The 23,132-nt window shown below is 68.5% G+C and carries 23 protein-coding genes; 10 read left to right on the top strand and 13 right to left on the bottom strand.

Going from position 1 to position 23,132, the window contains the following annotated elements:
- Positions 1-81: 81 nt before the first annotated feature.
- From G6035_RS05240 to G6035_RS05225, 4 genes are all read right to left on the bottom strand, one after another.
- On the bottom strand, positions 82-765 hold the full coding sequence (locus tag G6035_RS05240; protein WP_176616024.1) for a hypothetical protein: 684 nt from the start codon (positions 763-765) through the stop codon (positions 82-84).
- An 85-nt stretch (positions 766-850) separates the two neighbouring features.
- Complete coding sequence (locus G6035_RS05235; RefSeq protein WP_371130857.1) at positions 851-1,612, bottom strand: cation transporter; 762 nt, start codon at positions 1,610-1,612, stop codon at positions 851-853.
- 18 nt (positions 1,613-1,630) lie between these two features.
- Complete coding sequence (locus G6035_RS05230) at positions 1,631-2,893, bottom strand: RNA polymerase sigma factor (RefSeq protein ID WP_176616023.1); 1,263 nt, start codon at positions 2,891-2,893, stop codon at positions 1,631-1,633.
- The gene (locus G6035_RS05225) at positions 2,890-3,267 is read right to left on the bottom strand and encodes a YciI family protein (RefSeq protein WP_176616022.1); all 378 of its coding nucleotides are present in this window, start codon (positions 3,265-3,267) and stop codon (positions 2,890-2,892) included. Before G6035_RS05225 ends, G6035_RS05230 begins: the two co-directional genes overlap by 4 nt.
- A gap of 276 nt (positions 3,268-3,543) precedes the next feature.
- Here G6035_RS05225 and G6035_RS05220 point away from each other — a divergent pair, with 276 nt between their 5' ends.
- On the top strand, positions 3,544-4,065 hold the full coding sequence (locus G6035_RS05220) for a hypothetical protein (RefSeq protein ID WP_176616021.1): 522 nt from the start codon (positions 3,544-3,546) through the stop codon (positions 4,063-4,065).
- A 29-nt stretch (positions 4,066-4,094) separates the two neighbouring features.
- Here G6035_RS05220 and G6035_RS05215 read toward each other — a convergent pair whose 3' ends face one another.
- Both G6035_RS05215 and G6035_RS05210 read right to left on the bottom strand, forming a co-directional pair.
- Entirely contained in the window at positions 4,095-5,129 is a 1,035-nt protein-coding gene (locus G6035_RS05215) for an LLM class flavin-dependent oxidoreductase (protein WP_176616020.1), read from the bottom strand.
- Entirely contained in the window at positions 5,126-5,776 is a 651-nt protein-coding gene (locus G6035_RS05210; protein WP_176616019.1) for an alpha/beta hydrolase, read from the bottom strand. Before G6035_RS05210 ends, G6035_RS05215 begins: the two co-directional genes overlap by 4 nt.
- A 197-nt stretch (positions 5,777-5,973) precedes the next feature.
- On the opposite strand from G6035_RS05210, the gene G6035_RS19720 reads away from it, so the two are divergent.
- The gene (locus G6035_RS19720; RefSeq protein WP_218062991.1) at positions 5,974-6,516 is read left to right on the top strand and encodes a hypothetical protein; all 543 of its coding nucleotides are present in this window, start codon (positions 5,974-5,976) and stop codon (positions 6,514-6,516) included.
- On the top strand, positions 6,513-8,717 hold the full coding sequence (locus G6035_RS05200; RefSeq protein ID WP_371130856.1) for a bifunctional polysaccharide deacetylase/glycosyltransferase family 2 protein: 2,205 nt from the start codon (positions 6,513-6,515) through the stop codon (positions 8,715-8,717). Before G6035_RS19720 ends, G6035_RS05200 begins: the two co-directional genes overlap by 4 nt.
- A gap of 349 nt (positions 8,718-9,066) precedes the next feature.
- On the opposite strand, the gene G6035_RS05195 is transcribed toward G6035_RS05200, so the two are convergent.
- The gene (locus tag G6035_RS05195; RefSeq protein ID WP_371130855.1) at positions 9,067-10,281 is read right to left on the bottom strand and encodes an MFS transporter; all 1,215 of its coding nucleotides are present in this window, start codon (positions 10,279-10,281) and stop codon (positions 9,067-9,069) included.
- Positions 10,278-10,880 carry a Chromate resistance protein ChrB gene (locus G6035_RS05190; protein WP_218062980.1) on the bottom strand — a complete coding sequence of 201 codons (603 nt, stop codon included), beginning with the start codon at positions 10,878-10,880 and terminating at the stop codon, positions 10,278-10,280. The genes G6035_RS05195 and G6035_RS05190 overlap by 4 nt, the downstream gene beginning before the upstream one ends.
- A gap of 38 nt (positions 10,881-10,918) precedes the next feature.
- Here G6035_RS05190 and G6035_RS05185 point away from each other — a divergent pair, with 38 nt between their 5' ends.
- On the top strand, positions 10,919-11,458 hold the full coding sequence (locus G6035_RS05185; protein WP_176616018.1) for a DUF2127 domain-containing protein: 540 nt from the start codon (positions 10,919-10,921) through the stop codon (positions 11,456-11,458).
- 117 nt (positions 11,459-11,575) lie between these two features.
- Positions 11,576-12,121: a YceI family protein gene (locus tag G6035_RS05180; RefSeq protein WP_176616017.1), complete on the top strand. Its 546-nt coding sequence runs from the start codon at positions 11,576-11,578 to the stop codon at positions 12,119-12,121.
- Between the two features lie 69 nt (positions 12,122-12,190).
- Here G6035_RS05180 and betT read toward each other — a convergent pair whose 3' ends face one another.
- From betT to G6035_RS05160, 4 genes are all read right to left on the bottom strand, one after another.
- A complete protein-coding gene (gene betT / locus G6035_RS05175) occupies positions 12,191-14,467 on the bottom strand; it encodes a choline BCCT transporter BetT (RefSeq protein WP_176616016.1) in 2,277 nt (758 codons plus the stop codon).
- Between the two features lie 119 nt (positions 14,468-14,586).
- A complete protein-coding gene (locus tag G6035_RS05170) occupies positions 14,587-14,943 on the bottom strand; it encodes a DsrE family protein (RefSeq protein ID WP_176616015.1) in 357 nt (118 codons plus the stop codon).
- A 130-nt stretch (positions 14,944-15,073) separates the two neighbouring features.
- On the bottom strand, positions 15,074-16,093 hold the full coding sequence (gene fbaA, locus G6035_RS05165; protein WP_176616014.1) for a class II fructose-bisphosphate aldolase: 1,020 nt from the start codon (positions 16,091-16,093) through the stop codon (positions 15,074-15,076).
- Positions 16,094-16,107: 14 nt separating this feature from the next.
- A complete protein-coding gene (locus G6035_RS05160) occupies positions 16,108-17,100 on the bottom strand; it encodes a LacI family DNA-binding transcriptional regulator (RefSeq protein WP_256127764.1) in 993 nt (330 codons plus the stop codon).
- Positions 17,101-17,252: 152 nt separating this feature from the next.
- Here G6035_RS05160 and G6035_RS05155 point away from each other — a divergent pair, with 152 nt between their 5' ends.
- From G6035_RS05155 to G6035_RS05135, 5 genes are all read left to right on the top strand, one after another.
- Positions 17,253-18,302, top strand: coding sequence for a substrate-binding domain-containing protein (locus G6035_RS05155; protein WP_176616012.1), 1,050 nt, complete (start codon positions 17,253-17,255; stop codon positions 18,300-18,302).
- 145 nt (positions 18,303-18,447) lie between these two features.
- Positions 18,448-19,443: an ABC transporter permease gene (locus G6035_RS05150; RefSeq protein WP_176616011.1), complete on the top strand. Its 996-nt coding sequence runs from the start codon at positions 18,448-18,450 to the stop codon at positions 19,441-19,443.
- On the top strand, positions 19,440-20,231 hold the full coding sequence (locus G6035_RS05145; protein WP_256883923.1) for an ATP-binding cassette domain-containing protein: 792 nt from the start codon (positions 19,440-19,442) through the stop codon (positions 20,229-20,231). Before G6035_RS05150 ends, G6035_RS05145 begins: the two co-directional genes overlap by 4 nt.
- Before the next feature lie 28 nt (positions 20,232-20,259).
- Positions 20,260-21,177: a PfkB family carbohydrate kinase gene (locus tag G6035_RS05140; protein WP_176616010.1), complete on the top strand. Its 918-nt coding sequence runs from the start codon at positions 20,260-20,262 to the stop codon at positions 21,175-21,177.
- Entirely contained in the window at positions 21,174-21,812 is a 639-nt protein-coding gene (locus G6035_RS05135; protein ID WP_176616009.1) for a nucleoside/nucleotide kinase family protein, read from the top strand. Before G6035_RS05140 ends, G6035_RS05135 begins: the two co-directional genes overlap by 4 nt.
- A gap of 99 nt (positions 21,813-21,911) precedes the next feature.
- Here G6035_RS05135 and G6035_RS05130 read toward each other — a convergent pair whose 3' ends face one another.
- A complete protein-coding gene (locus G6035_RS05130) occupies positions 21,912-22,178 on the bottom strand; it encodes a Rho termination factor N-terminal domain-containing protein (RefSeq protein WP_176616008.1) in 267 nt (88 codons plus the stop codon).
- Positions 22,179-23,132 lie beyond the last annotated feature (954 nt).

The following is a 23,132-nucleotide window of genomic DNA, read 5'->3' as shown; positions in this document are numbered from 1 at the left end:
GGGGTCTTGCCTTGGGCAACGCCGCGGGCGCGCGGCTGATTCCCCCAACAGCCTACGGGCCCGGTGACCGGGGCGGCACCGTCAGCGGGGAGCCGTGCTGCGGACTACCCGCCTGGCCGCAATGGCACGCGCTGCCGGCAGGCTGCCGATGAGGAGCAGGGCCAGCGCGGCAACGCCCACGGCGGTGCGGGCAGTGTCGTGGAAGGCAAAGGCGGCGACGGTCAACGGACTGCTGACGACCATCGCCCAACCCGCCCAGGCCGGAATGATGCGGGCACGCCACAGCGCGATCCCGAACAACACATAGGCCACGAGATGGCAGATGACGTAGATGATGAGGTAGCTGCCCATGACGGCATCGTTGGTGAAGGCGTCCAACAGTGCTGCGTTGGACGCCTGGCCGGCCTGCCGGGCCATGACGCTGGCGAGGTCGTCCAGGGCGGCCAGTGCCGCGAAGGGCGCCCACCCGATGATCCCCAGCAGGCCGCCAATGGCCGCCAGCCACGGCCTGCGCCGGTAGGCAAGCCAAGCCAGGGCGACGGCGCCGATGGGCAGCAGGTAGGAGGCTGCGACGAAGGCAGCCAGGTGGGTTGCGTTGGCCGCCGGGCCGGCAGCGGCGTTGGCCTGGATGGTTGCCGCGCCCGTGCCGTGGATTGCCGGCGCCAGCAGCCCGCCGAGCAGGTAGCCGAGCGGCCCGCCCACAACGGCCACCGCACCAACAATCCGCAGCAGCCGTCCGGGTCCTGGGTTGGGAGTTCCCGCCATGGGTGCCATGCTACTCCCCGCGCTCCGGCCCCTTCCCGCGGCCTTGGCCCATACTGCGGCGTTGGCCCTTCCCCGGCCGGGCCGGTCAGCCCGGGGGACGCAGGATGTGCCGGGCCTCGCGGACCGCATAGTAGACAATCACCAGCCCTGCCACGGGATCGGCCCACCACCACCCGGCCAGATCGTCCAGCAGCACGCCGCCCAGGACCGCCGTCGCCAGCAAGCCGTCGATGAACGTCACCCGGCCCTCGGCCGCCAGCACAGGATTCCCCAGTGCCCGCCCGGTGCGCGCCTTCCCGGCAGCCAGCAGGAACATGGCTGCCGCCGTGACCGCGGTCCAGCCGATCCCGGCGGGGCTCGGCCCGGCCCGGTGGCCGGCGGCAAGTGCGGCACCGGACTGCAGGACCAGGTACGCGGCCAACGCCAGGAATGCCCAGGCAATGAGTTTCAGGGCAAGCCGCCGGCGGTTTTCCCCGCTCCCGGACAATTCCCAGACCACCACCGTGCTGGCCCCGATTTCGATCAGGCTGTCCAGGCCAAAACCGGCCAGCGCCACGGATCCCGCCCTGATCGACACCACGGCCAGTACGACGACGCCCACCACGTTCCAGCCGAGCGTCACCCCTTCGAGCACGAAGCCCCGGCGGCGCAGGCGGACGATGTCGGCGGCGCCGTCGATGGTGGAGGCTGGATCAACGGCGGGTTCGGCGGCGGGGAGGTGCGGCCCCGCAGCGGCAGGCGATTCGCGCGGCGGCTTGCCATGCGTGCGGCTCCGGGCGTCCCTTCCGGCGTTGCGGCTGCCCACGGCATGGCTCCCTTCGGCGACGACGGTCCCTTTCAGTCCCACGTTACCCGGTCGCCGGAGTCAGGCGGTGCCGGCCGCCCGTTGCAGGAGGTAGCGGCGGACGGCGGGCTGCGCGGTGGCTGCCGCGGCCTCCGCAAAGGCCGCCGCGGCCTCCGCCCGCCTGCCGTCCCGGGCCAGGAGGTCCGCCCGCGTGGCCAGAAAGGGCTGGAAGTGTTCGACGGCGGACGCGGCGGTTGGGCCTTCCCCCGCACCAAGTGCATCGAGTTGCGCCAGCCCGGCGGCGGGCGAATCAGTGCGGCCCGTGACGGCGGCCAGCGCCACCCGGGCGCCGAGGCTGGGGGCTGTTGCCACGAGTGCCGTGTACAGGGTTCGCAGGGCCGGCCAGTCGGTCCGCCCCGTGCGGGCCCGATCGCAGTGCACGGCCTGGATGGCGGCCTCAAGCTGGAAGCGGCCGGCGGCCCCTGCCGCGGCGGCCCGGCGCAGGTGGGACTCCCCTTCGGCAATGAGCCGGGCGTCCCACCTGTCCGTGTCCTGCGCCTCGAGGGGAACAAACGGGCCTCCGCGCGCCGGCGCACGGGACTGGGAGAGCGTGATCAGGGCGGCCAGCCCCCACGCTTCGGGTTCGGTGCGCAGCAGGGCGGCCAGGGTCGCCGCCAGGTAGAGCGCCTCGCCGGCCAGGTCTTCCACACCGGATCCGCCGGGCACTTCCGGGCCGTCGGCGAAGGACAGCGCGTAGCAGCCGTAGATGGCCTCAAGCACCGGGGGCAGCCGTTCCGGCATGGCGTCCCGGCCGGGCACGGTGAAGGGAATGCGGGCTGCCTTGATGCGCTTCTTGGCGCGCACGAGCCGCTGCGCCATGGCCGCAGGCGGGACGGCGAAGGCGGCGGCGATCCTGGCCGCGTCAAAGCCAAGGACCGCCTGGAGCATCAGCGGGGTCCGGATGGCGGCGTCGATGGCGGGGTGGGCGCAGGTAAACAGCAGTTCCAGGCGCTTGTCGCCAATGGCGTCGACGTCGATTTCGTCGAGGGCCGGCATGGCCGGGCTTCCTTGCCTGCCTGCGTCCGTGAGCGGCAGCGACGTCCTGCTCGCGGCTGACTTCCAGGCGTCGCGCTGCCTGTTGCGGGCCACCGTGAGCAGCCAGGCCTCCGGCTTGGCGGGGACGCCGCCGGCGGACCAGCTGACCAGGGCTTGTTCAAAGGCGGCGGACAGGGCGTCCTCGGCCAGGGCGAGATCGCCCGTGGACGCGGCAAGAAGCGCCACGAGGTGCCCGTAGGAGACGCGGGCTGCGTGTTCGGCCGCGGCCCGCGCCTCCGGGGAGGTCATGTGTTGGGCGTCCAGGCGCCGTCCACGGTGTAGGTGGCCCCGGGGCGGATCTCCACGGCCCCCCATTCCACGGACGGTGCCTGCCCGGCCCACCCGATGGCGGCGTCCAGGTCCGCGACGTCGATCACGAACGTCCCGCCCAGCTGGTCCTTCGTGTCGGCAAACGGGCCGTCCTGCACCCGCAGGGCGCCGTCGGCCGTGGTCAGCGTGGTGGTGCTCGACGACGGCTGGAGCACCTCGGCGCTGATCAGGACGTTGGCCTGCTGCAGCGCGGCCGCGTAGCTTTGGAAGGCCTGCCGGCCCTCCGCAAGCGCCTCTTCGCCGAGCTCCGCGGCATCCATTTCCGGGTAGTGCAAAAGCAGTGTGTAGCGCATGGTTCATTCTCCTCGATCGGGGCGGTGCCGTCCACGGGCGGCGCCGCGTCTTGTCCGAGGCACGACGGCGGCGGGCTTGCCGGGTGGCCGTGCTTCACGAGGATGACGATTGGGCGGCGGCCGGATCGACACCCGCAGGGCAGGGATGACCCTCGACGGACGGGAACCGCTCCCAAAATCAACACCGAATGCCACGTGACACCCGTCACAACCGGCCAGTAGCGGCGTAGCGTTGTCCGTGCACCCAAAGGTCCATGCACCTATAGGAGGGGACACATGGAGTCAACACCAGCCATCATCGTCGGATTGCCGGATTTGATGCACGCTGCACGCGTCGAGGCGCGGGGCATCATGGAGGAGTACAAGGGGGACTATGTTGCCGAACACCGGGCCGTTCTGGCCAGGCTCACGGCAGTGGAGGTCGTCAGCGAGGAAGAGGCGGAGACCCTGCTCGGGCTCTACAAGCTCGGATATGAGGCGGGCGAGCCAAAGGGCGATCCCCGGCGGGCCTACTTCGAAACCCGGGAGATTTACGCCAAGATGCTCGCCGGAACCAAGCCCAGCCCGGTGGCACTTGTCATCGCATCAGCGGCCCTGGGTTCCTTCGAAGTGTCCGTTGACCCCGGAGGCTCGACGACGGTCACGATCGCCAGGGTCAGCTACGGCTCCAGCCTGTCAGGGATCGGGGCGGGCATCGGCACCCTGCTGGGCGGGGTTCCCGGCGGCGTCCTGGGCGGGGCCATCGGGGGGCTGATCGGCGGGATCATTGACGACAAGAAGGGCAAGGGCAAAACCTGACGGGGTCCGGCTGCCGCCGGGCGGGCGGCCTACCGCCCCAGGGCCGCACGGACCGCCGGCAGCACCTCGGTGGCCAGCAGCTCGATGGAACGCAGCGTCGCTGCCTGGGACAGCCCGCCCAGGCCCACCTGGGCGAGGAAGCGCGTATGCCCGAGAACCTCGTGCTCCCACAGGATCTTCTCGACGACCTCGGCCGGGCTCCCGGCGAACAGCGCACCGCGGGGGCCGGCCCAGTCCTCGAAGGCCGCGCGGTCCAGCCGGCCGGTCCGGGGCATGTTCTGGCCGATGTACTGCGAATAGTGCGGGAAGAACGTGTTCCTTGCCCCTTGCGAGGTTTCCTCCACATAGAAGTGCGAGGTCACCCCGATCCGCCCCGGCCCCCGGCCTGCCTGGCCGGCTGACTTGCGGTAGAGCCCGGCCAGGGGCGCGAACCGCGCCGGTGTCCCCAGGATCGCCAGGTACAGCGGCAGCCCCAGCCTGCCGGCCCGCGCGGCGGAGGCCGGCGTCCCGCCCACGGCCAGCCACACGGGCAGTGCAGCCTGGGCCGGGCGCGGCCAAACGCCCGCATCCGTCAGGGCCGGGCGGGTGGTGCCGTTCCAGGTGACGGGGTTTTCGTCGCGGATCTGCAGCAGCAGCCCGAGCCGGTCCTCGAAGTATTCGTCATAGCGTTCCAGCCGTTGGCCGAACAGCGGAAAGGACTCCAGGTAGGCGCCCCGCCCGGCGGTGATTTCCGCGCGCCCGCCGCTGACCAGGTCCAGTGTTGCGAAGTCCTCGAAAACGCGGACCGGATCGGCACTGGAGAGGACGGTGACGGTGCTGGTGAGGCGGATCTGTTGCGTCTGTGCCGCGGCCGCGGCCAGCACCACGGCGGGCGAGGAGACGGCGAAGTCTTCGCGGTGGTGCTCGCCCACCCCGAAGACGTCCAGGCCGGCCTGGTCGGCAACACGCGCCCATTCCAGGATGTCGCGGGTGCGTGCCAAGGCATCGATCGGCTTCCCTGCGGCGTCGCGGGTGAGCTCGCCGAAGGTGAAGATGCCGATCTCAAAGGGCGCCGGGGCGCTCATGCGCGGGCGACCGCCGCGGCACCCACCTCGGCCGCGATGAAGCCGCGGACGTCGTCGAGCTCCGCGGCGTTGATGCTGTGCGCCAGTCCCGGGTACACGCGTTCAACCAGGGAGGTGTGCCGTGGCAGGTACTCGCTCGTGCGGGCGACGGCGACCGGGGCGATCACCCTGTCTTCGGCGCCGCGGCCCCAGAACAGCGTGGGGAGGCCGGCGAGCAGTGCGTCGTCCCCCGGCTGCGGCGCGCCCAGCACGAAGCCGCCCAGGACGACGGGGGCCTGCACCCGCTCGGGGCGCGTGCGCAGCAGCTGGGTGGCCATGAGTCCGCCCTGGGAGAAGCCGATGGGCACAATCCGGGTCCCGGGGTCCACATTGGCCTCAACCCAGGCCCAGATGGCCTCCGTTCCGTGTTCCACCGGCGCGGCGTCGGGGACCCCGGGCGTGGTGATGGGGAACCAGGCCGCGCCGCCGTTGCCAAGCTCAATCGGTGCGCGCAGGGATGCCCACGGCAGGTTGAGGCCGAGGGCCGGCGCCAGGGAGGCAAGGTCATGCTCGTTCGAGCCGAAGCCGTGGAGCATGAGCACCACGGCATCGGGAACGGGGTTGGCGGTCCAGCCGGGCGAGCGCACGTCGCGCAATGTGGTGTTCATTCAATCTCCTTGGGTGTGGGAATCCTGTTGCCGTTGACTCAATGCAAGGATACACCAATTACTTGTAGCTTCAACTATTCATGCCTGGCCGCCCGCTTCGGGGTCGACGCGCACCGGGCCCGCGGGGATGCGCCGCGGCAGCGCCGGCCGTTACCCTTTTGTGACACTGGCGGCCCATCGTCTAGAATCGATGACTGATGCCAGCAATTCACGAAGCCCCGGACCAGACACTGCCCATGCCCCAGCACGGACCCGTCTTTGTCGACGCGTCCGGCCGCCGGCTGCGGCGGTTCAAGGTCCTGGGTCTCGGGGTACTTGCCTTGGCGGCAGGTTATGTGGCCCTCCTGCTGGTTGCGTTGATCGCCGGGCCGAATGCTGCCGCCCCCTTCCTTCCGCTGGTTCCCGTTCCGCCCGCACCGGCAGCGGCACCGGCCCGCCCCACTGCCACGCCGTCGCCCGGCCAGCTTCCGGCAGCCGCTGCGGTGCCCGCGCCCAGTGCCGTGGCGGTGCCCGCCAGCGACCGTCAACCGGCAGCGGCCCCCGTTGCCCGGAACACGCCCGCACCGGCAGCGGCGTTCCCGGCGACGACGCCCGCCCCGGGCAACGCCAGCCCCACGCCCCAGCCCGCGGTTGCCGTCCCCACGCCCGCCGCCGTCCCGACCGCACAACCCACCTCCCCCGGCAAGAGCGGGACGGCCCCCGGCCAGGCCACCCGGCCGACGGCGCACCCCCACCCGTGAGCGTGCGCCGCCAGACCGGGCGCCGGGGCAAGGGTGCCGCCCCTGCCAGTGTCCGGGCCCATTGGCTGGTCCTGGCCGCCGTCATCCTCGCCCTGGGTTTTGCCCTCATGGTCCAGGGCTACATGAACCACCTCGCCGGGATCGGCGACGACTCGGTGTCCTCCAGCGGTTCTGCCAGCGCCGTCCCGGAGGCCGTCTCCCACGGCGGCCCGGTGGTGGATGCCCGCGGCGGTTCCGTGCGGACCGTTAGCCCGCCGGCCCTCACCCTCGCCCTCACCTTCGACGACGGCCCCGACCCCGTGTGGACGCCGAAGATCCTTGACGTGCTGCGCAAACACCATGTGCACGCGACCTTCTTCGTCGTTGGTTCGGCGGCTATCGACCACCCCGACCTCGTGCGCCGCATCGTCGCCGACGGCAACGAGATCGGCGTCCACACCCTCACCCACACCGACCTCGGCACGGCCCCCGCCTGGCGCCGCCAGCTGGAGGTCCAGGGAGCAGGGAACGCTGTCATCGGCATCACCGGCCAGGCCGCGTCGCTGTTGCGTCCGCCGTACAGCTCCGAGAACGACGCGATCACCAACGGCACGTGGTCGGCCATGCAGACGGTGGCCCGCCAGGGGTACCTCACCGTCCTGAGCACGGTGGACAGCGAGGACTGGCGGCGGCCGGGGGTTGCCGCCATCGAACGGAACCTTACGGCCGCCGGCCCGCACGGCCAGGTCCTCCTGATGCACGACGGCGGCGGCAACCGGGCACAGACCGTCGCCGCACTCGACTCCGCGCTGTCCCGGTTTGCCGCGAAGGGTTACCACGTCACCACGGTGGGCCACGCCATCGGCATTGACAGCATGCGCCCGGCCACCACGGCGGAGAAGCTCAGCGGCACGGCATTCGTGTGGGGCATCCGGGTCAGCGACTTCATTGTCTCAGCCATCACCTGGGCGTTGCTGGCCGCCGGCATCGTCACCTTCATCCGGGCCGTCCTGGTGGTGGGCTTTGCCGCCCGCCACCGGCGCGCCGCGCGCCGCAGCCGTGCGGAGGGCAGCGGGCGAAGGCGGGTGGACGTGCCGGTCGGCGGGGGGATCACCGAACCCGTGACCGTCATCGTGCCCGCCTACAACGAATCGGCAGGCATTGAGGCAGCTGTCCGGTCCATTGCCGCCTCGAGCCACCCGGTGGAGATCATCGTGGTCGACGACGGCTCGAGCGACGGGACGGCCGACGTCGTCGAGGCGTTGGGACTGCCCGGCGTCAGGGTGATCCGCAAGGAAAACGGCGGGAAGCCCTCGGCGCTCAATGCCGGCTTGGAAGCCGCCAGCCCCGACCTGGTGGTGATGGTCGACGGCGACACCGTCTTTGAGCCGGATACCGTCCATGCGCTCATCCAGCCCTTCGCCGACCCGCGGGTGGGCGCCATTTCCGGCAACACCAAGGTGGCCAACCGCGGCGGGGTGCTGGGTGCCTGGCAGCACATTGAATACGTGGTGGGCTTCAACCTTGACCGGCGCCTGTTCGACGTCGCGGAGTGCATGCCGACCGTCCCGGGGGCCATCGGAGCCTTCCGCCGTGACGCCCTGGCTGCTGTGGGCGGGGTCAGCGACGACACGCTCGCCGAGGACACCGACCTGACCATGGCGCTGTGCCGCGACGGGTGGCGCGTGGTGTACCAGGAAGACGCACGGGCCTGGACGGAAGCCCCGGCGGACCTGGGCGCGCTGTGGAAGCAGCGCTACCGCTGGTGCTACGGCACGCTCCAGGCCATGTGGAAGCACCGCGGGGCGATGGTGCAGCGCGGGCAGGCCGGCAAGCTGGGCCGGCGCGGGCTCAGCTACCTGCTGGTCTTCCAGGTGCTGCTTCCGCTGTTCGCCCCCGTCGTCGACGTCTTTGCCGTCTACGGGCTGATCTTTCTTGACCCGGTCCGCATCGGGGCCCTCTGGCTGGCGTTCCTGCTGGTGCAATGCCTCATGGCCGCCTACGCCTTCCGGCTCGACCATGAGAAGCTTCGCCCGCTCTGGACGCTGCCGCTCCAGCAGTTCGTGTACCGCCAGCTCATGTACCTGGTCGTCATCCAATCGGTGGTCACCGCCGTGGCCGGCGTGCACCTGCGGTGGCACCGCATGGAGCGGTACGGCAGCCTGCGCGTTCCGGCAGGGAACCAGCCCGGCCCGGACACCGCAGCGTCGCCCGCGCCGTAGATTTCGCGGCGGCTGCGATGGGGCCGGCAGGCAGCCTTTTGCCGGTCCCTCGCGGACGGCACCGGCCACTGCCGTTCACCGTGGCGTCGGGCACAGTTTCCCGGGTTCACAACCACTTCCCAGCCGCCGGTCAGGGCTTTCATGGGCCAGCCATTTCCAAATCGCAGGATGAACCCATGCCTGCCATGTCCCGCCTCAAGCGCACGTCGACGGGATCGGCGGCCGCGGCCGCCAGTGGGGGTAGCTCCGCAGCGCTCCCCCAACGAAAGCGGGGCCAAGCCGCGAGAACGGTGTGAATAGACACCGTTCTCGCGGCTTGGCCCCTTCCTCGACGGGCGGCGCGGTCGCGTCAGGCCACAGGGTCCCGGCGCAGCAGGGCCCCGGACGCCACCGCCGCTGCGGCAACCAGGAGCGCCAGCGTCCCCAGCCCCGCGGCGAGGCCGGCCACGGTGGCGATGGCGCCAACCAACAGCGGGCCGCCGGCGTCCCCGGCCTCCCGCCCGATTTCAGCGGCGCCCATGGTCCGCCCCATCCGCTCCGCCGGCGTGGCGGCGGCAAGGTGCGCAAAGCCAAGCGGGGTGGCCATCCCGATCCCGCAACCAATGACCACCGCGGAGCTGTAGAGCGTGACCGGAAGCGGCACCACCGCGAGCAGTGCGATTCCCGCAGCGATCATGCCCAGGCCGAGTCCCATGCCGGCCGGGGCGGACACGCGCCCGCGGTCCCGCAGCCGGCCGGCCAACGGCTGGGTCAGTGTCGAGGACAGGGCAAGGAACGCCACGACGGCCATGCTGGCGAACACGTCCAGGTGCAGCCTGCTGCCCAGCAGCGGCAGGAAGCCGACGGCCACGCCCAGCGAACCCGTGGCTGCGGCCAGCACCAGGGTGGGCACCAGGAAGGACCGCCGGGTGCTTTGGCGGACCAGCTCGGCCACGGTGTACCGCGGGCGCGGGAGGACCGGCAGCGCGGGCATCGCGAGCCAGACCCATGCCGCGGCCACGGCCGAGATGACGGCCATCGACAGGAACAGGGCAGGGAAGCCGCCGGCCCAGATGAGCCCGGCACCAAGCAACGGCCCCAGCACGTAGCCCAATCCCTTCCACGAACCATACTTGCCGAAGTAGCTGCCGGCGGCCGCCGGGCCCGAGAGCCGCGCCACAGCCGCCGACGAGGCCGGGGAAAAGGCTGAGGCGGCCGCGCCCTGGCCCAGCCGGGCCAGCCCCAGCATGAGGGGGCTGGCCGACGTCGTACCCAGCAGGGAGGCGACGGCAAAGCCCACCAGGCCGGCCACGATGACGGGCTTGGCCCCGATCCTGTCGCTCAGTGATCCGAAGACCGGCTTGAGGATGACCTCGGCGACGTCGTACAGGGCCAGCAGCACGCCAAAAGTGAGCAGCCCCAGTCCGATCCCGCCGCTTTCCGCGCCCAGTCCTGCCGCGATGCTGTGGGCGCCAAAGGCCGTGGTGAATCCCGCGGCATAGAGCGGGGCCAGGGCCCGGGCGGAGGGACCGGGCGCGGCGGTCGACACCGGCCCGGCGGCGTTGCGGCGTTGCGGGGCGCTCACGGGGCGGAGTCCTGTCCAGCGTCCGGCGGGGCTGACGCCGACGGGCCGCCGTCACCTGCCGTGCCATGGACGGCCTGGTAGACCCGCTCGGCGTAGCCGTCCAGGACAACCGTGCAGTCGCGCAGCCGCCCGCCGGCGGCCTTGGCTTCCGGCAGTTCCAACACGTCACGCTTCTTCAGGTCCCGGTACCAGCGCCGCAGCCTTTCCAGGCTTTGCTCCTCTTCCTCGAGCTCGGCAAAGGTGAACTTCCGCTTCTGGATCTCCTTGGCAATTTCGGCCTCGAACTTGCCGCAATCGGCGGTGAACTCGGCCCACTCATCCTGCCGGACCGAGGTGAACGCCTCGCGGAGCATGGCGGCCGACGCCTCATCCCGGGGGGAGGCGTCAATGACGGCCAGGGTCCCGCCGCCCCTGCGGCACAGTTCGCCGGCGAGGTCCAGGTCCGCCTGGAATGCCGGGCCGGCCGGCAGCGTCCACACCCCGGAGGACACCGGCACGGCGCCGGCCTTGCGCAGCTGGCGCCACACGGCCACGCGGTGGCGGGACGGTTCGGAAGGAATCTGTGGCAGGATCAGGACCCACCCCTTGTGTTGTGTCACAATTGGAATTGTAACAGTCGTTACGTTTTGGAGGGAAAATGACGCACGCAAGCCCGCGCAGCACGGCACTGGACAAGACGTTCAGGGCCAGCCTGGTCCTGAAGGGCCTGGACGGCGTCCTGGAACTGGTGGGAGGGATCCTCCTGCTGCTGGTTTCGCCCGCCCAGCTGGGCTCGGTGGTCCGTTTCCTGACGCAGCACGAACTCTCCGAGGACCCCCACGACCTCGTGGCCACGACGCTGGTGCACCTGGCCGGGAGCCTGACCCTCTCCGCCACCCTGTTCGGCGCCATCTACCTGCTGCTGCACGGCCTGGTGAAAGTGGCCCTGGTCTGGGCCGTGCTCAGGGACAGGCTCTGGGCATACCCGTGGATGGTCGTCTTCCTGCTGGTCTTCATCGTCTACCAGTGCTATGAACTGGTGGTCGCCTTCACCTGGGGAATGGCGCTGCTGACCGCCTTCGACATCTTCATCGTCTGGCTCACGCTGCGCGAATACAGGGCCCGCCGGGGACGGACGGCGGGCCAGGCCGCCAGTCAGCCGGCGTCGAACCACGGGCCGGGCACGGACCAAGGCTGACCCCCGCCGCGGGTTGATCCAAGGGGTCTGGTGCCGGGCGGGACGCTGTGTTTAGCTTGACGTGGCCCTTGCCGACCACACCTTCATTTGTCCATCCGCACCATCAGGAGAATATCAATGACACTGCCTACAGAACTCAGCGAGGGCGTTTGGACGCTCGACCTTGCCCACAGCGAGATCGGCTTCACCGTCCGCCACGCCGGCATCAGCAAGGTCCGCGGACGCTTCATGGACGCCACGGCAGAGGCCCGGGTGGGCGACTCGCTGGCCAACTCCACCCTGCACGCCGTCGTCAAGACCGCCAGCTTTGACTCCGGCGACGCGAACCGTGACCAGCACGTGCGCAGTGCGGACTTCTTCGACACGGACAAGTACCCCGAGATGAAGTTCCGGGCCACTGCAATCGAGGGCGACGGCGAGGAGTACACCTTGACCGGGGACCTCACCATCCGCGACGTCACCAAGCCGGTGGAACTGGAAGTGGAGTTCACCGGCGTGGCCGTGGACCCTTTCGGCGCCACCCGCGCCGGCTTCACCGCCGAGGCCGAGATCAGCCGCAAGGCATTCGGCCTGACCTGGAACGCTGCCTTGGCGGCCGGCGGACTGCTGGTCAGCGACAAGGTCAAGATTGAGCTTGACGCGGCCCTCGTGAAGCAGGCCTGACCCCGGGACCTAAAGCCCTCCGGCCCCGCACCCGGGCCGGAGGGCTTTTGTGCCGCCCGGCCCCGGGAGCTACGCCTTCCGTCCGTCGTCGTCCCCGCCGTCGTCCTTCAGGGACACCCTGGGGATGGGCTCGGTGCCCGGCGGGGGCGGGGTGAGCACGGAGGCGTAGTCGCGCTCACTGGAGTACCGCAGGAAGGACAGGTGGGCCTCGTAGCGGTCCAGGACATCGTTGATGACCTGTTGGCGCGTCAGGCCCATGAGGTCGTAGCCCTCGGTGCCGGTCAGCGTGAACACCTCCAGGCGGTAGTAGACGTCGGTCTCCCGGGACATGCTGCGTCCGCCAAACATGGGCACCGGGGCCTCCACCGCGGCCACCTGGTAATGGAAATTGCGGTGCTGCTCCATGTTGACCACCAGGGTGTGTTCGTGGATGCCCGTCTCGGCGTTGGGGGTGGACGTCAGCGCGGCATCGTAGCCCAGCTGCTTGAACTCATCGGCCACGTCCCGCAGCGCAGGCTCCACCACACGGTCCATGAACTGCGCCACGGCCTTGGTGGACGGGTAGGAGCGCAGGTGGGCCAGCCGCTGGCGCCAGGTCTTTTCCGGTGTCTGCCCGCCGTGCATCGCGGCCGAGCGGCGCCGCATCACCTGGCCCTCGCGTTCGGCCCGCTCCATCCGCAGGACCTTCGAAAAGGAGGCCATGACGAGGTAGGCGATGACTGTCACCGGCAGGGCGAAGATCAGCGTTGCGTACTCCATGGTTGCCACGCCGCCGGCCACCAGCATGGCCACGGTGAGGAGGGCGGTGACGAGGGCCCAAAAGATGCGCAGCCACTTCGCCCCGTCCACGGAAGGGTCCGGAATGGAGGAAGAGAAGTTGCTCATCACCATGGCCCCGGAATTGGCGCTGGTGAGGTAGAACAGCAGCCCGGACAGCGTGGCCAGCCCAATCAGGAACGGCGCACCCGGGAACATCTGCAGCAGCGAATACCAGCCGTGTTCAGGGCTCTTGATGGCTTCCTGGGCAAAGGCGGCGTTCCCGTCCAGCACTTCACGCAGGGCGCTGTTGCCAAAGATCGAGACAATGAAGAAGTCACACAGCACCGGGGCGGTGATGGCGGCAATGACGAACTCGCGGAGCGTGCGTCCGCGGGAAATGCGGGCCAGGAACAGTCCCACAAACGGACCCCACGCCAGCCAAAAAGCCCAGAAGAACAAGGTCCAGCCGGCCATCCAGTCGACGCCGCCGGGCGAATACGCAAAGGTCTGCAGGGTGCGTTCCGGCAGGGTGAAGATGAACCGGCCGATGTTCTCCACCATGGCGTTGAGCAGGAAGGAGGTGTTGCCGGTGACCAGGATGTAGAGCATCATGGCCGCCGCCGCCCACAGGTTCAGCTCGGAAATGATCCGGATGCCCTTGTCCACCCCTGAGGTGCAGGCTGCGACAGTCATGATGACGGCCACGGCCACCAGGGCAATCTGCAGGGCCAGGCCCTCCTGCAGCCCGAAGAGCCAGGCGATTCCGACGTTGAGCAGGACCACGCCGATCCCCATCGAGGTGGCCACGCCAAAGACGGTGCCCACGAGGGCAAAGATGTCGATGGCGTCGCCGGTGGCGCCGCGCACCCGCTTGCCCAGCAGCGGGTAGAGGGCGGCCCTGATGGAGAGCGGCATGCCCCAGCGGAAGGCGAAGTAGCCCATGGCCATGCCGAGCAGGGCATAGATGGACCAGCCGGCAATGCCGTAGTGGAACATGGTCCAGACCACCGCATCCTGGGCCGCGACAGCGGATTCCGGCGTGCCCGACGGCGGCGAGACGTATTGGGTGATGGGCCCGGTCACCGAGTAAAAGAGCATGTCGATGCCCACCCCGGCGGCGAAGAGCATGGCCACCCAGGTGAACAGGTTGTATTGGGGGCGGGAATGGTCCGGCCCCAGGCGCACACTGCCTTCCTTGGACAACGCCACCCACAGGACGAACACGATGACCAGGGTGATGGTGAGGACGTAATACCAGCCGAGGTTCGTCGCGATCCAGGTGACTACCGCATGCATGGTGTCCCTGGCACCTTGGGGCATGGCCATGGCCCAGACGGAGAAGGCAATGATGATGGCGGCGGAAATAATGAACACGCGCCAGTTGACATGCGGCTTGCGGCCCTCGGCAAGCTGGGCCGCGGTGGCCAGCTCGGCGGGCCCCTTGCTCAGTTCGCTGCTGGTGATCGGCGGGCGGTTCTCGTCCGGCTCCTGGGGCCTGCGCCGTTCGGTGGCACCGAACCGGCTGCGTTCGACCATGGCTTCGGGGGCGTGCCTCCGGCCGTGCCGGGCGTTCTCGGGGTCGTCCATGATCGTCTCCCTTGTTCCAGTTCCGCATTCCCACACGGGGCCGGACAGGCCACCGGCAGCCCATGCGAAGTCACCGGCGCGGCACGGGTGGTGCGCGGTGGCGGCCTGCCTTTCCGAGCTTACAGGCGGATGTAGGCCCAGCCCTCCCACTGCCGTTGGGCGAGGTGGACGACGGCGGACGGGACCGGCAGGATGCCAGGTGCCAGGCCGGCCGCATCCACGGTTGCCGAGCGCATGCTGTTTTCGCAGGCGCGGACGGCGATGCCGCGCTGCAGGGCCTCGCCCACCGGCCCGGCCAGGGCGCCCCCGGAAACCAGCGCCGCAACGGCCGGGCCCTGGATGACAATTTCAATGTCCGCGCCGGGGAGGCCGGCGGCAGCGTTCAGGGCACTGCGGAAAACTCCCGCCACGTTTTCGGCACCCACACCGAATCCGTGCATCAGCAGGCCCCGCGGTGCGTCGTTGCGCTCAACCATGATGTGTCCTTTCAGTGGAACCTCGACCCTATCAAGCATCGATTGGGGCCGCGATCCCGGCACTTAGGGCACAGCGGCAGTGTCGCCGCGCGGGCCCCGGCACTGTGTACCGGACACCCCCAACCGTCCGTTATTTCAGGCTTCGGCCGGCCGATCCGAGCTGCCGGGCCGCTTCCATGACACGGCCTGCCATGGCCTGCTCGGCGGGCGTTCCCCAGGACCGCGGGTCGTAGGACTTCTTCACCCCCACCTCACCGTCCACCTTGAGGACTTCGTCGTAGCGGGACAGCATGTAGCCGGCAATGGAGCGGGTGAAGGCGTATTGGGTGTCCGAATCAATGTTCATCTTGACCACCCCGTGGCGGACTGCTTCGCTGATTTCCCCGGCGGTTGAGCCGGAACCGCCGTGAAACACGAGGTCCAGGGGCCGTTCAATGCCGGTCTCCTGCGCCAGGGCGGCCTGGATTTCGCCCAAAAGGGCAGGCCGAAGTTTCACCTTGCCCGGCTTGTAGGCGCCGTGCACGTTGCCGAATGTCAGGGCGGCCAGGTACCGGCCTCGGTCCCCGGTGCCCAGGGCCGTCATGAGCTGCCGGGCTTCATCGACGGTGGTGTAGAGCCTCTCGTCCATGGCCCCCACGAGGCCGTCCTCCTCGCCGCCAACCACGCCCACTTCAACCTCGAGGATGGTCCGTGCCCGGCCGGACAGCGCCAGCAGGCGGTCGGCCACCTGTAGATTCTGGGCCAGCGGCAATTGCGAGCCGTCCCACATGTGGGACTGGTAAAGCGGGAGCCGCCCTTCCTTGACCCGCCGGATCGAATGCTCCAGCAGCGGCAGGACCCAGTCGTCAAGGTTGGCCTTTGGGCAGTGGTCGGTATGCAGGGCAATCCGCACGTTGTAGTGCGGGGCCACCTCATGGGCATAGGCAGCCAATGCCAGCGAGCCCGCCATCCGGTTTCGTGCCGCTCCCGAAAGGTATTGCGCGGTGCCGACGGACACCTGGATGATGCCGTCACTCTCCGCCTCGGCAAAGCCGCGCAATGCCGCGTTCAGCGTCTGGGAAGAGGTGACGTTGATGGCCGGGTAGGCGAACCGTTCCGCCTTGGCAGTGTCCAGCATCGCGCTGTATTCATCCGGGGTGGCAATGGGCATGGCAGGCTCCTTGGTCAGTTGGTGCAGCCGCAGGAATTCCGGTGGTGGTAAATGGTCTTGGTGCGCAGCACTTTGCGTGGCCCGGCCTTGCCGTCAATCCTGTCGATCAAAAGGTCCACGGCCGTGTGGCCCATGGCCTTGACGTCTTGTTCGATGGCGGTGAGCTGCGGCTCGAACACATCAGCCCATTCAAAGTCGTCGTAGCATGTCAGGGCGACGTCACCGGGCACCCTGAGCCCCAGGTCCTTCAAGGCCTGCATCGACCCAATGGTCATGGCATTGTTCAGGACAACCAGCGCCGTGGGCCGGTGCGACGTGCCGCTGAACAGCCTGTGGACGGCCCGGTAGGCCTCCTTGGCCTTGGAATTTCCGCGGACCATGGTCGACTTCACCCCAGGGCCGCCTTGTGCAATGGCTGCTTCGAAACCCTGGATCCGCTCCTCGGTGGACTGTATCGCCGGCAGGCCGGTGACGGCCGCGATGTAGCTGTGGCCCAATTCGACGAGGTGGCTGGAGATCAGTCGCGTCGGCTCGACGTTGTCCGGAGCGATCTGGTCACACTCCACGTCCGCGTGCCGGTCGATCAGGACCACCGGGGTGCCGTCGTTGAGCACGCGCGGGAGGTTGGCAGTTTCGCTGTGCGGGGCGGGGGCAATGATCATGCCGTCAACGCGCCGGTCCAGCAGCGTGCCCAACAGCGCGCCCTCCACCTCCTCGTCGTCGTGCGAGTCCCCCATGACCAGGCTGTAGCCCCTGGCGGAGGCGCGTTTCTCGATGGAGTGGACCAGGTTGGCGAAATACGGGTTCTGCAAGGCGGAGATGGACAGGCCGATGGCGTGTGTCCGCGACGTCACCAGCGCCGTGGCCAGGACATTGCGCCGGAAGTTCGTTGCCGCCATGGCGTCCACCACGCGTTGCCGCGTTTCCGGGCTGACGGCCCGCGTCGCGTTGAGCACATGGGAGACCGTGCTGATGGAGACTCCCGCTTCCCGGGCGACGTCGGCCATGGTGCCCAAGGGGGCCTCCTTCAGTGCAGTGGTTCCACGATGTGGCAGTTCTCACATTATTTTAATTCAAACGCTTGCGCAAGCGTTTGCGAGGTGCTTAGAGTGGAGCCACTCGATGGCAGGCCCCTGCCTCACTGGTCGAAGGAGTCCAGATGACGAAGAACCGCAGTCCCAGGAAAACCACCCCCCGCAGCGGGATCCACCGCTCCCTTTCAGCCCTCGTCCTGGCAGGCGCCATCGCACTGACGGCATCAGCCTGCGGAGGATCCGGGACGCCCGCATCCTCTGGCAGCGGCGGGGCGGGCAACGTCAAGATCGGCTTGATCACCAAAACGGATACGAACCCGTATTTCGTCAAGTTGCGCGAAGCGGCCAAGGCTGAAGCCGCCAAGAAGGGCGCCGACCTGATTGCCCTCGCCGGCAAGTTCGACGGCGACAATGAAGGCCAGGTGACCGCGATTGAAAACCTGGTCAGCCAGGGCGTCAAGGGAATCCTGATCACGCCGAACTCATCCACAGGCATTCTTTCCGCCATCAAGCAGGCTCGGGATGCCGGCGTCGTGGTCATTGCCCTCGACACGGCAACCGACCCGGCCAACGCGGTGGACGCAACGTACGCCACGGACAACAAGCAGGCGGGCGTCTTCGAAGGCAAGTGGGTCAAGGGGACGCTGGGCACCAAGACGCCCAAGCTCCTGATGCTTGACGGCACTCCCGGCGGCACGGTGGACGATTTCCGCCACAACGGCTTCCTCGAAGGCATGGGCATCAAGCCCGGCTCCCCCGAGATCGCCGGCATGGAAAACACCAACGGAGACCAGACCAAGGCCCAGACCGCCATGGAAAACCTGCTCCAGCGTGTTCCCGACGCCAACTCGGTATACACGATCAACGAACCGGCCGCTGCCGGTGGCTACCAGGCCATTTCCGCAGCCGGCAAGACGAGCCAAATCACCATGGCCTCGATTGACGGCAGCTGCACGGGTGTGCAGAACGTGAAATCCGGCAAGATCGGTGCCACGGTCATGCAGTTCCCCGCCAAGATGGCCCAGCAGGGCGTTGACGCCGTGGTCACTTTCGCCAAGAACGGCACCAAGCCCAGCGGCTTCATTGACACGGGGGCACAGCTCATCACCGACCACCCTGTTGCCGGGCTGGACTCAAAGGACACCGCCTGGGGCCTGCAGAACTGCTGGGGCTAGTCACCACGCCGTGCCCACCCCTGTCCCCCGGCAGGGGTGGGCACGGCCGGACCGGACGGTGCGCGCTCCCCGCCCCGGCGCCCGCCATTCACCCGCCACTGCCGCTGAAGGGCACCCTTGCACAGGCGCTCAAGGAAGGTAAGCCATGACTACCAGCACCACCCAGATCAGCCCCGCCCCGCCACGGACACACCGTGATTGGACTTGGGTTGCACGGCAACCGCTTGTGGGCCCCCTGGCAGCACTCATCGTTGCCGTCATCGTGTTTGCCATCGGCTCGCCCCGGTTCCTGACTCCCTACAACCTGTCGTTGATCGGCCAGCAATCCATTGTGATTGGGATTCTGGCCGTGGCCCAGACAATTGTGATCCTGACGGCCGGCATTGACCTTTCCATCGGTGCCATTGCGGTCCTGGGCACCATCGTGATGGCCAAGACCGTACCGCAGGCCGGCGGCTTCGGGGCCCTGCTTATCGCACTGGTGGTGTGCGTGGCCATCGGCGCGGTCAACGGCTCATTGGTCTCGTTTCTCCGGCTGCCGCCCTTCATCGTCACCCTGGGCACCTATACGGCGGTCGCGGCCGCCAGCCAGTTGTATGCCGGTTCGGCCACCTATCCGGTGACGAGCCCGCTGCTGACATTCTTTGGCCAGGACTTTGGAATCGGCGCCTGGCGGACCACGCTGGGCGTGGGGGTGCTGGTCATTGTTTACGCCGTCTGTTTCTACGTTTTGCGCCAAACCGCCGGCGGCCAGCACGTCTACGCGGTGGGCGGCAATCCGACGGCGGCCCGCTTCACCGGCATCAAGATCAACCGGACCCTCGTGATGGTGTACATCATGACCGGGGTGATCGCCATGATTGCCGCCTGGGCGGCCCTGGGACGCATCCCCAATGCCGACCCCAACGCCTACCAGACGGCCAACCTGGATACGATCACCGCCGTCGTCATCGGCGGCACGAGCCTCTTCGGCGGCCGGGGATCCGTGGTGGGGACCCTTATCGGGACGCTGATAGTGGGGGTCCTGCGCAACGGCCTGACACTCATCGGGGTGGACAACCTTTACCAGAACATTGCCACAGGCGCCCTGGTCATTCTGGCCGTCGCCTTTGACCAGCTGGCCCGCAGGAGGACACAGTGAACAAGCCACAGGCAGTCGTGCTCGAAGCGCACAACCTGGTCAAGCGCTATGGTTCAGTCACCGCGATCAACGGGGCTGAATTCGAATTACGCGCCGGCGAGGTGTTGGCCGTCATTGGCGACAACGGTGCCGGCAAGTCCAGCCTGATCAAGGCCTTGTCCGGTGCGCTCGTGCCCGATTCCGGCGAAATCAAGATGGACGGCGAACCGGTCCGGTTCAAAACCACCCTTGACGCCCGGCACCATGGCATTGAAACGGTGTACCAGGACCTGGCCGTAATCCCTGCCCTGGACATCGCCAGCAACGTGTTCCTGGGCCGCGAACTGCGCAAAAAGGGATTCATGGGCTCCGTACTGCGCCAACTCGACAAGCCGCGGATGCGCAGCGAATCCATGCAACACCTCTCCGACCTGAAAATCGGCATCAAATCGGCTACCCAGGCCGTGGAGACCCTCTCGGGTGGCCAGCGGCAGGGCGTGGCCGTGGTCCGTTCCGCGGCGTTCGGCAAGCGTGTCATCATCATGGACGAACCCACCGCCGCGCTGGGCGTGAAGGAATCAGGCATGGTGATGGACCTGATCCGCCAGATTCGGGAGCGCGGCCTGCCGGTCATCCTCATCAGCCATGACATGCCGCACGTCTTTGAAGTGGCCGACCGGATCCACGTGCACCGCCTGGGCAAGCGTGCAGCAGTGGTGGATCCCACGGCGCGCAGCATGTCCGACGTCGTCGCGTTGATGACGGGCGCCCTGGAACCAACGGAGGAGGAACGCAACGGTGGGGCATGAACCGCCCTCCAGGCCGCACGGAATCTTCGTGGGACTGGCCACGCTGGACATCATCCAGCGCGTCAGCGAACTGCCCGGGCGCAATGCGAAGGCCACGGCCCTGCGCCAGGACGTTGCCGGCGGGGGCCCGGCCCTCAACGCGGCGGTGCTCTTCGCCCGGCTCGGGGGCAAGGCAACCCTGGTGACGCGGCTGGGCCACGGCAGCATTTCCACTGTCATTCGGGAGGACCTCGCATCCCACGGTGTGATCGTGGCCGACCTCGCAGGGGCCAGGTACCAACCGGCGGTCTCAACCATCACCATCGACGACGCGACCGGCGACCGGCAGATCGTCTCGACTGACGCGCAATCAGCGCCGGGAAACCGGGCGGGATCCGCCGCGGCAGGGGACATCGGGTCCGTCCTGGAATCCCTGGGCCGCGCCGACGTCGTGCATCTTGACGGCCACCATCCCGACCTCCAGGTGGCAGCGGCCAGATGGGGCAGGGACCTGGGCATTCCCCGGGTGCTCGACGCCGGCCGGTGGAAGCTGGTCATGGCCGAGCTCGTTCCGCTGTCAACGGACGTCATCTGTTCGGCGGATTTTGCCGTCCCGTCCCACCCGGAGGGGCCGATGCAGTGGATCCTGGACGGGGGTGCCGCGCTTGCCGCCGTGACGGCCGGCCCCTCTCCCATCGAGTGGCGGACCCATCTCCGTGAAGGCAGCGTGGCCGTGGAACAGATCCACGCCGTGGACACCTTGGGTGCGGGCGATTTCTTCCACGGTGCCTATAGCCTTGCCCGAACAGCCCTTGACGGGGCCGGGCAGGCGCCCGACCCCGCCACTTCGCTGGGATTTGCCGCCCGCCTGGCGGCACTGAAATGCACCGTTCCCGGTACGCGGGAATGGCTCGGCCTGATTGCCGGGGAAAAACCCCTTGACCACTTGAGGACGGAACGGCCATGACAACAACTGTCCATCTTGAAGACCTCATCGCCAGTGCCGGCGTCCTGGCCGCGACGGGAGGCCGGGCAATCCTGGGCATCACGGGCCCCCCTGGTGCCGGAAAATCCACCGTCGGCAGCCAGATTGTGGATGCCCTGGGCCCTGACAAGGCAGTGCTGGTTCCGATGGACGGCTTTCACCTCTCGAATGCCGTATTGCTGGCGAAGGGGCTTCGCCAGGTGAAGGGTGCCATCCAGACTTTTGACGATGCGGGATACGCCAACCTGATTCAGCGAATTCGCGGGCAAAAGTCCGGCGAAGTCATCTACGCCCCTAGTTTCAACCGTGACTTGGAGGAACCCATAGCCGGCAGCATCCCCGTCCTGGCCGAAGTCCCCTTGGTCGTGACGGAAGGAAACTACCTGCTCGCCGAGTCGGGCGCCTGGCCGTCGGCCCGCGACTGCCTCACTGAATCGTGGTTTCTCAACCCGGCCCGGGAACACCGGCACAATTGGCTCATTTCCCGCCACATGGACTACGGCAAGTCCGCCGCCGACGCGCGCCTGTGGGCCCTGGGAAGCGACGAGGACAACGCCAGGCTCATCGAATCCATGTCCCACCGGGCAGACCGGGTCCTGCGGCTCACGGTGAAATAACCGCCGCGGCCTTGACGCTGGCGACCCACACTGGGCGGGCGATCCCGCTTGTCTCGGCACCGCGCCCGGCACTGCACCTGCACGGCACCGCCGCCTGAACTAGGAGTTTCGCAGTGAGTCGATCAATTCCTGCTTGCGCTGGCTCGAATATCCGCTCAGGCCGATCTCCTTGGCCTTGGCACGCAACTGTGCAACGGTCCAGTCGTCATAGGACCCGGCCTTGCCACCTTTACGGCCCACCGCTGCGCGCCCTCTTTTGGCCGCCGCGTTGGAGATCCTGGCCGCCTTTTCCTTGGACGCGCCATCGTCCCGCAATTCCTCGTACATTTCGGGATCCTTCAGGCTTGGATTCTTCTTCCCTGGCATTTCGCGCCTCCCGCTTGCCATTCCCTGCGGGCACGGCCCGCAACCCGGATATTGCAGCTACGTTTTCCACGCTAAAGGCGCAGCCGGAAGCGCGCAAGGGATTCTTGGGCCGGGTCACACGGTGCCGGGCCGGCCACGGCCGCGGGGCAAGGCGCCTTCTGGCCGTGGGATGCACGACGCCGGGCCCCTCCTCGGGCGGCGGCGGTGGGCGGCGCCTCGGGCGGCGACGGGGCTTGCAGGGCACGCCGGCACCCAAGCTGGCCGCATCGAAGGGTTGGCGATGCCAGTCGCCGGCATTTACAGCCCGACGTAGGCACGGTGGTTCCGCTGCAGCCGGGCGGGATGGACGACACCGGACGGCACGGACGACACACCGAGCGGAAGCGTGCCGCTGTCGATGGCAGCGGACCCATGCTGTTTTCACAGGCTGTCAGGGTCGCGCAGCCCTCCATGACCTGGGCCGCCAGGCCAGCCAATGCCCCGTCGGCCGGCAGCCCGGCGGCAGCCCCACACTGAATGACAACTTCAATCGGCGTGCCGGGCGGGCCCGCGAAGGCATCCAGGGCACTGCAAAAAACGCCGGCTACATGCAATGCCGCCGGTTCGGGCCCGTGCAGATGAAGGCGGCGCCCGGACTCATCGTCCCCAGCCATGACGCTGTCCTTTCACTTGGCCACTCGGCCCTCCCGGCATGGCCGGGGCAGGTGCGCCCACTGGCCGCACGGACCGGCCGGGCGCCGGGGAACAGCAGCCTGCCGTTGGACCGGAGCTTCCGTGTTTCGGCGCAGGCGAAGCCAAGCTTGGGCGTCCTCGAGCCTGCGTGTCGGCGTCCGTCGGGTAGGGCCTGCGACCGGGTCCGGGCCTGCGGTTCAGCCCGTCAGCAACGTCGGTCCACCGTTCTCCCGGCGTCCGGTGCGGGTCTTTTGGGCGTTGTTTCCTCCACAGGGCGGGCCG

Source organism: Arthrobacter sp. SDTb3-6, assembly GCF_013376095.1.
Lineage (GTDB): Bacteria > Actinomycetota > Actinomycetes > Actinomycetales > Micrococcaceae > Specibacter.
This window is presented reverse-complemented; position numbering and strand designations above follow the sequence as displayed.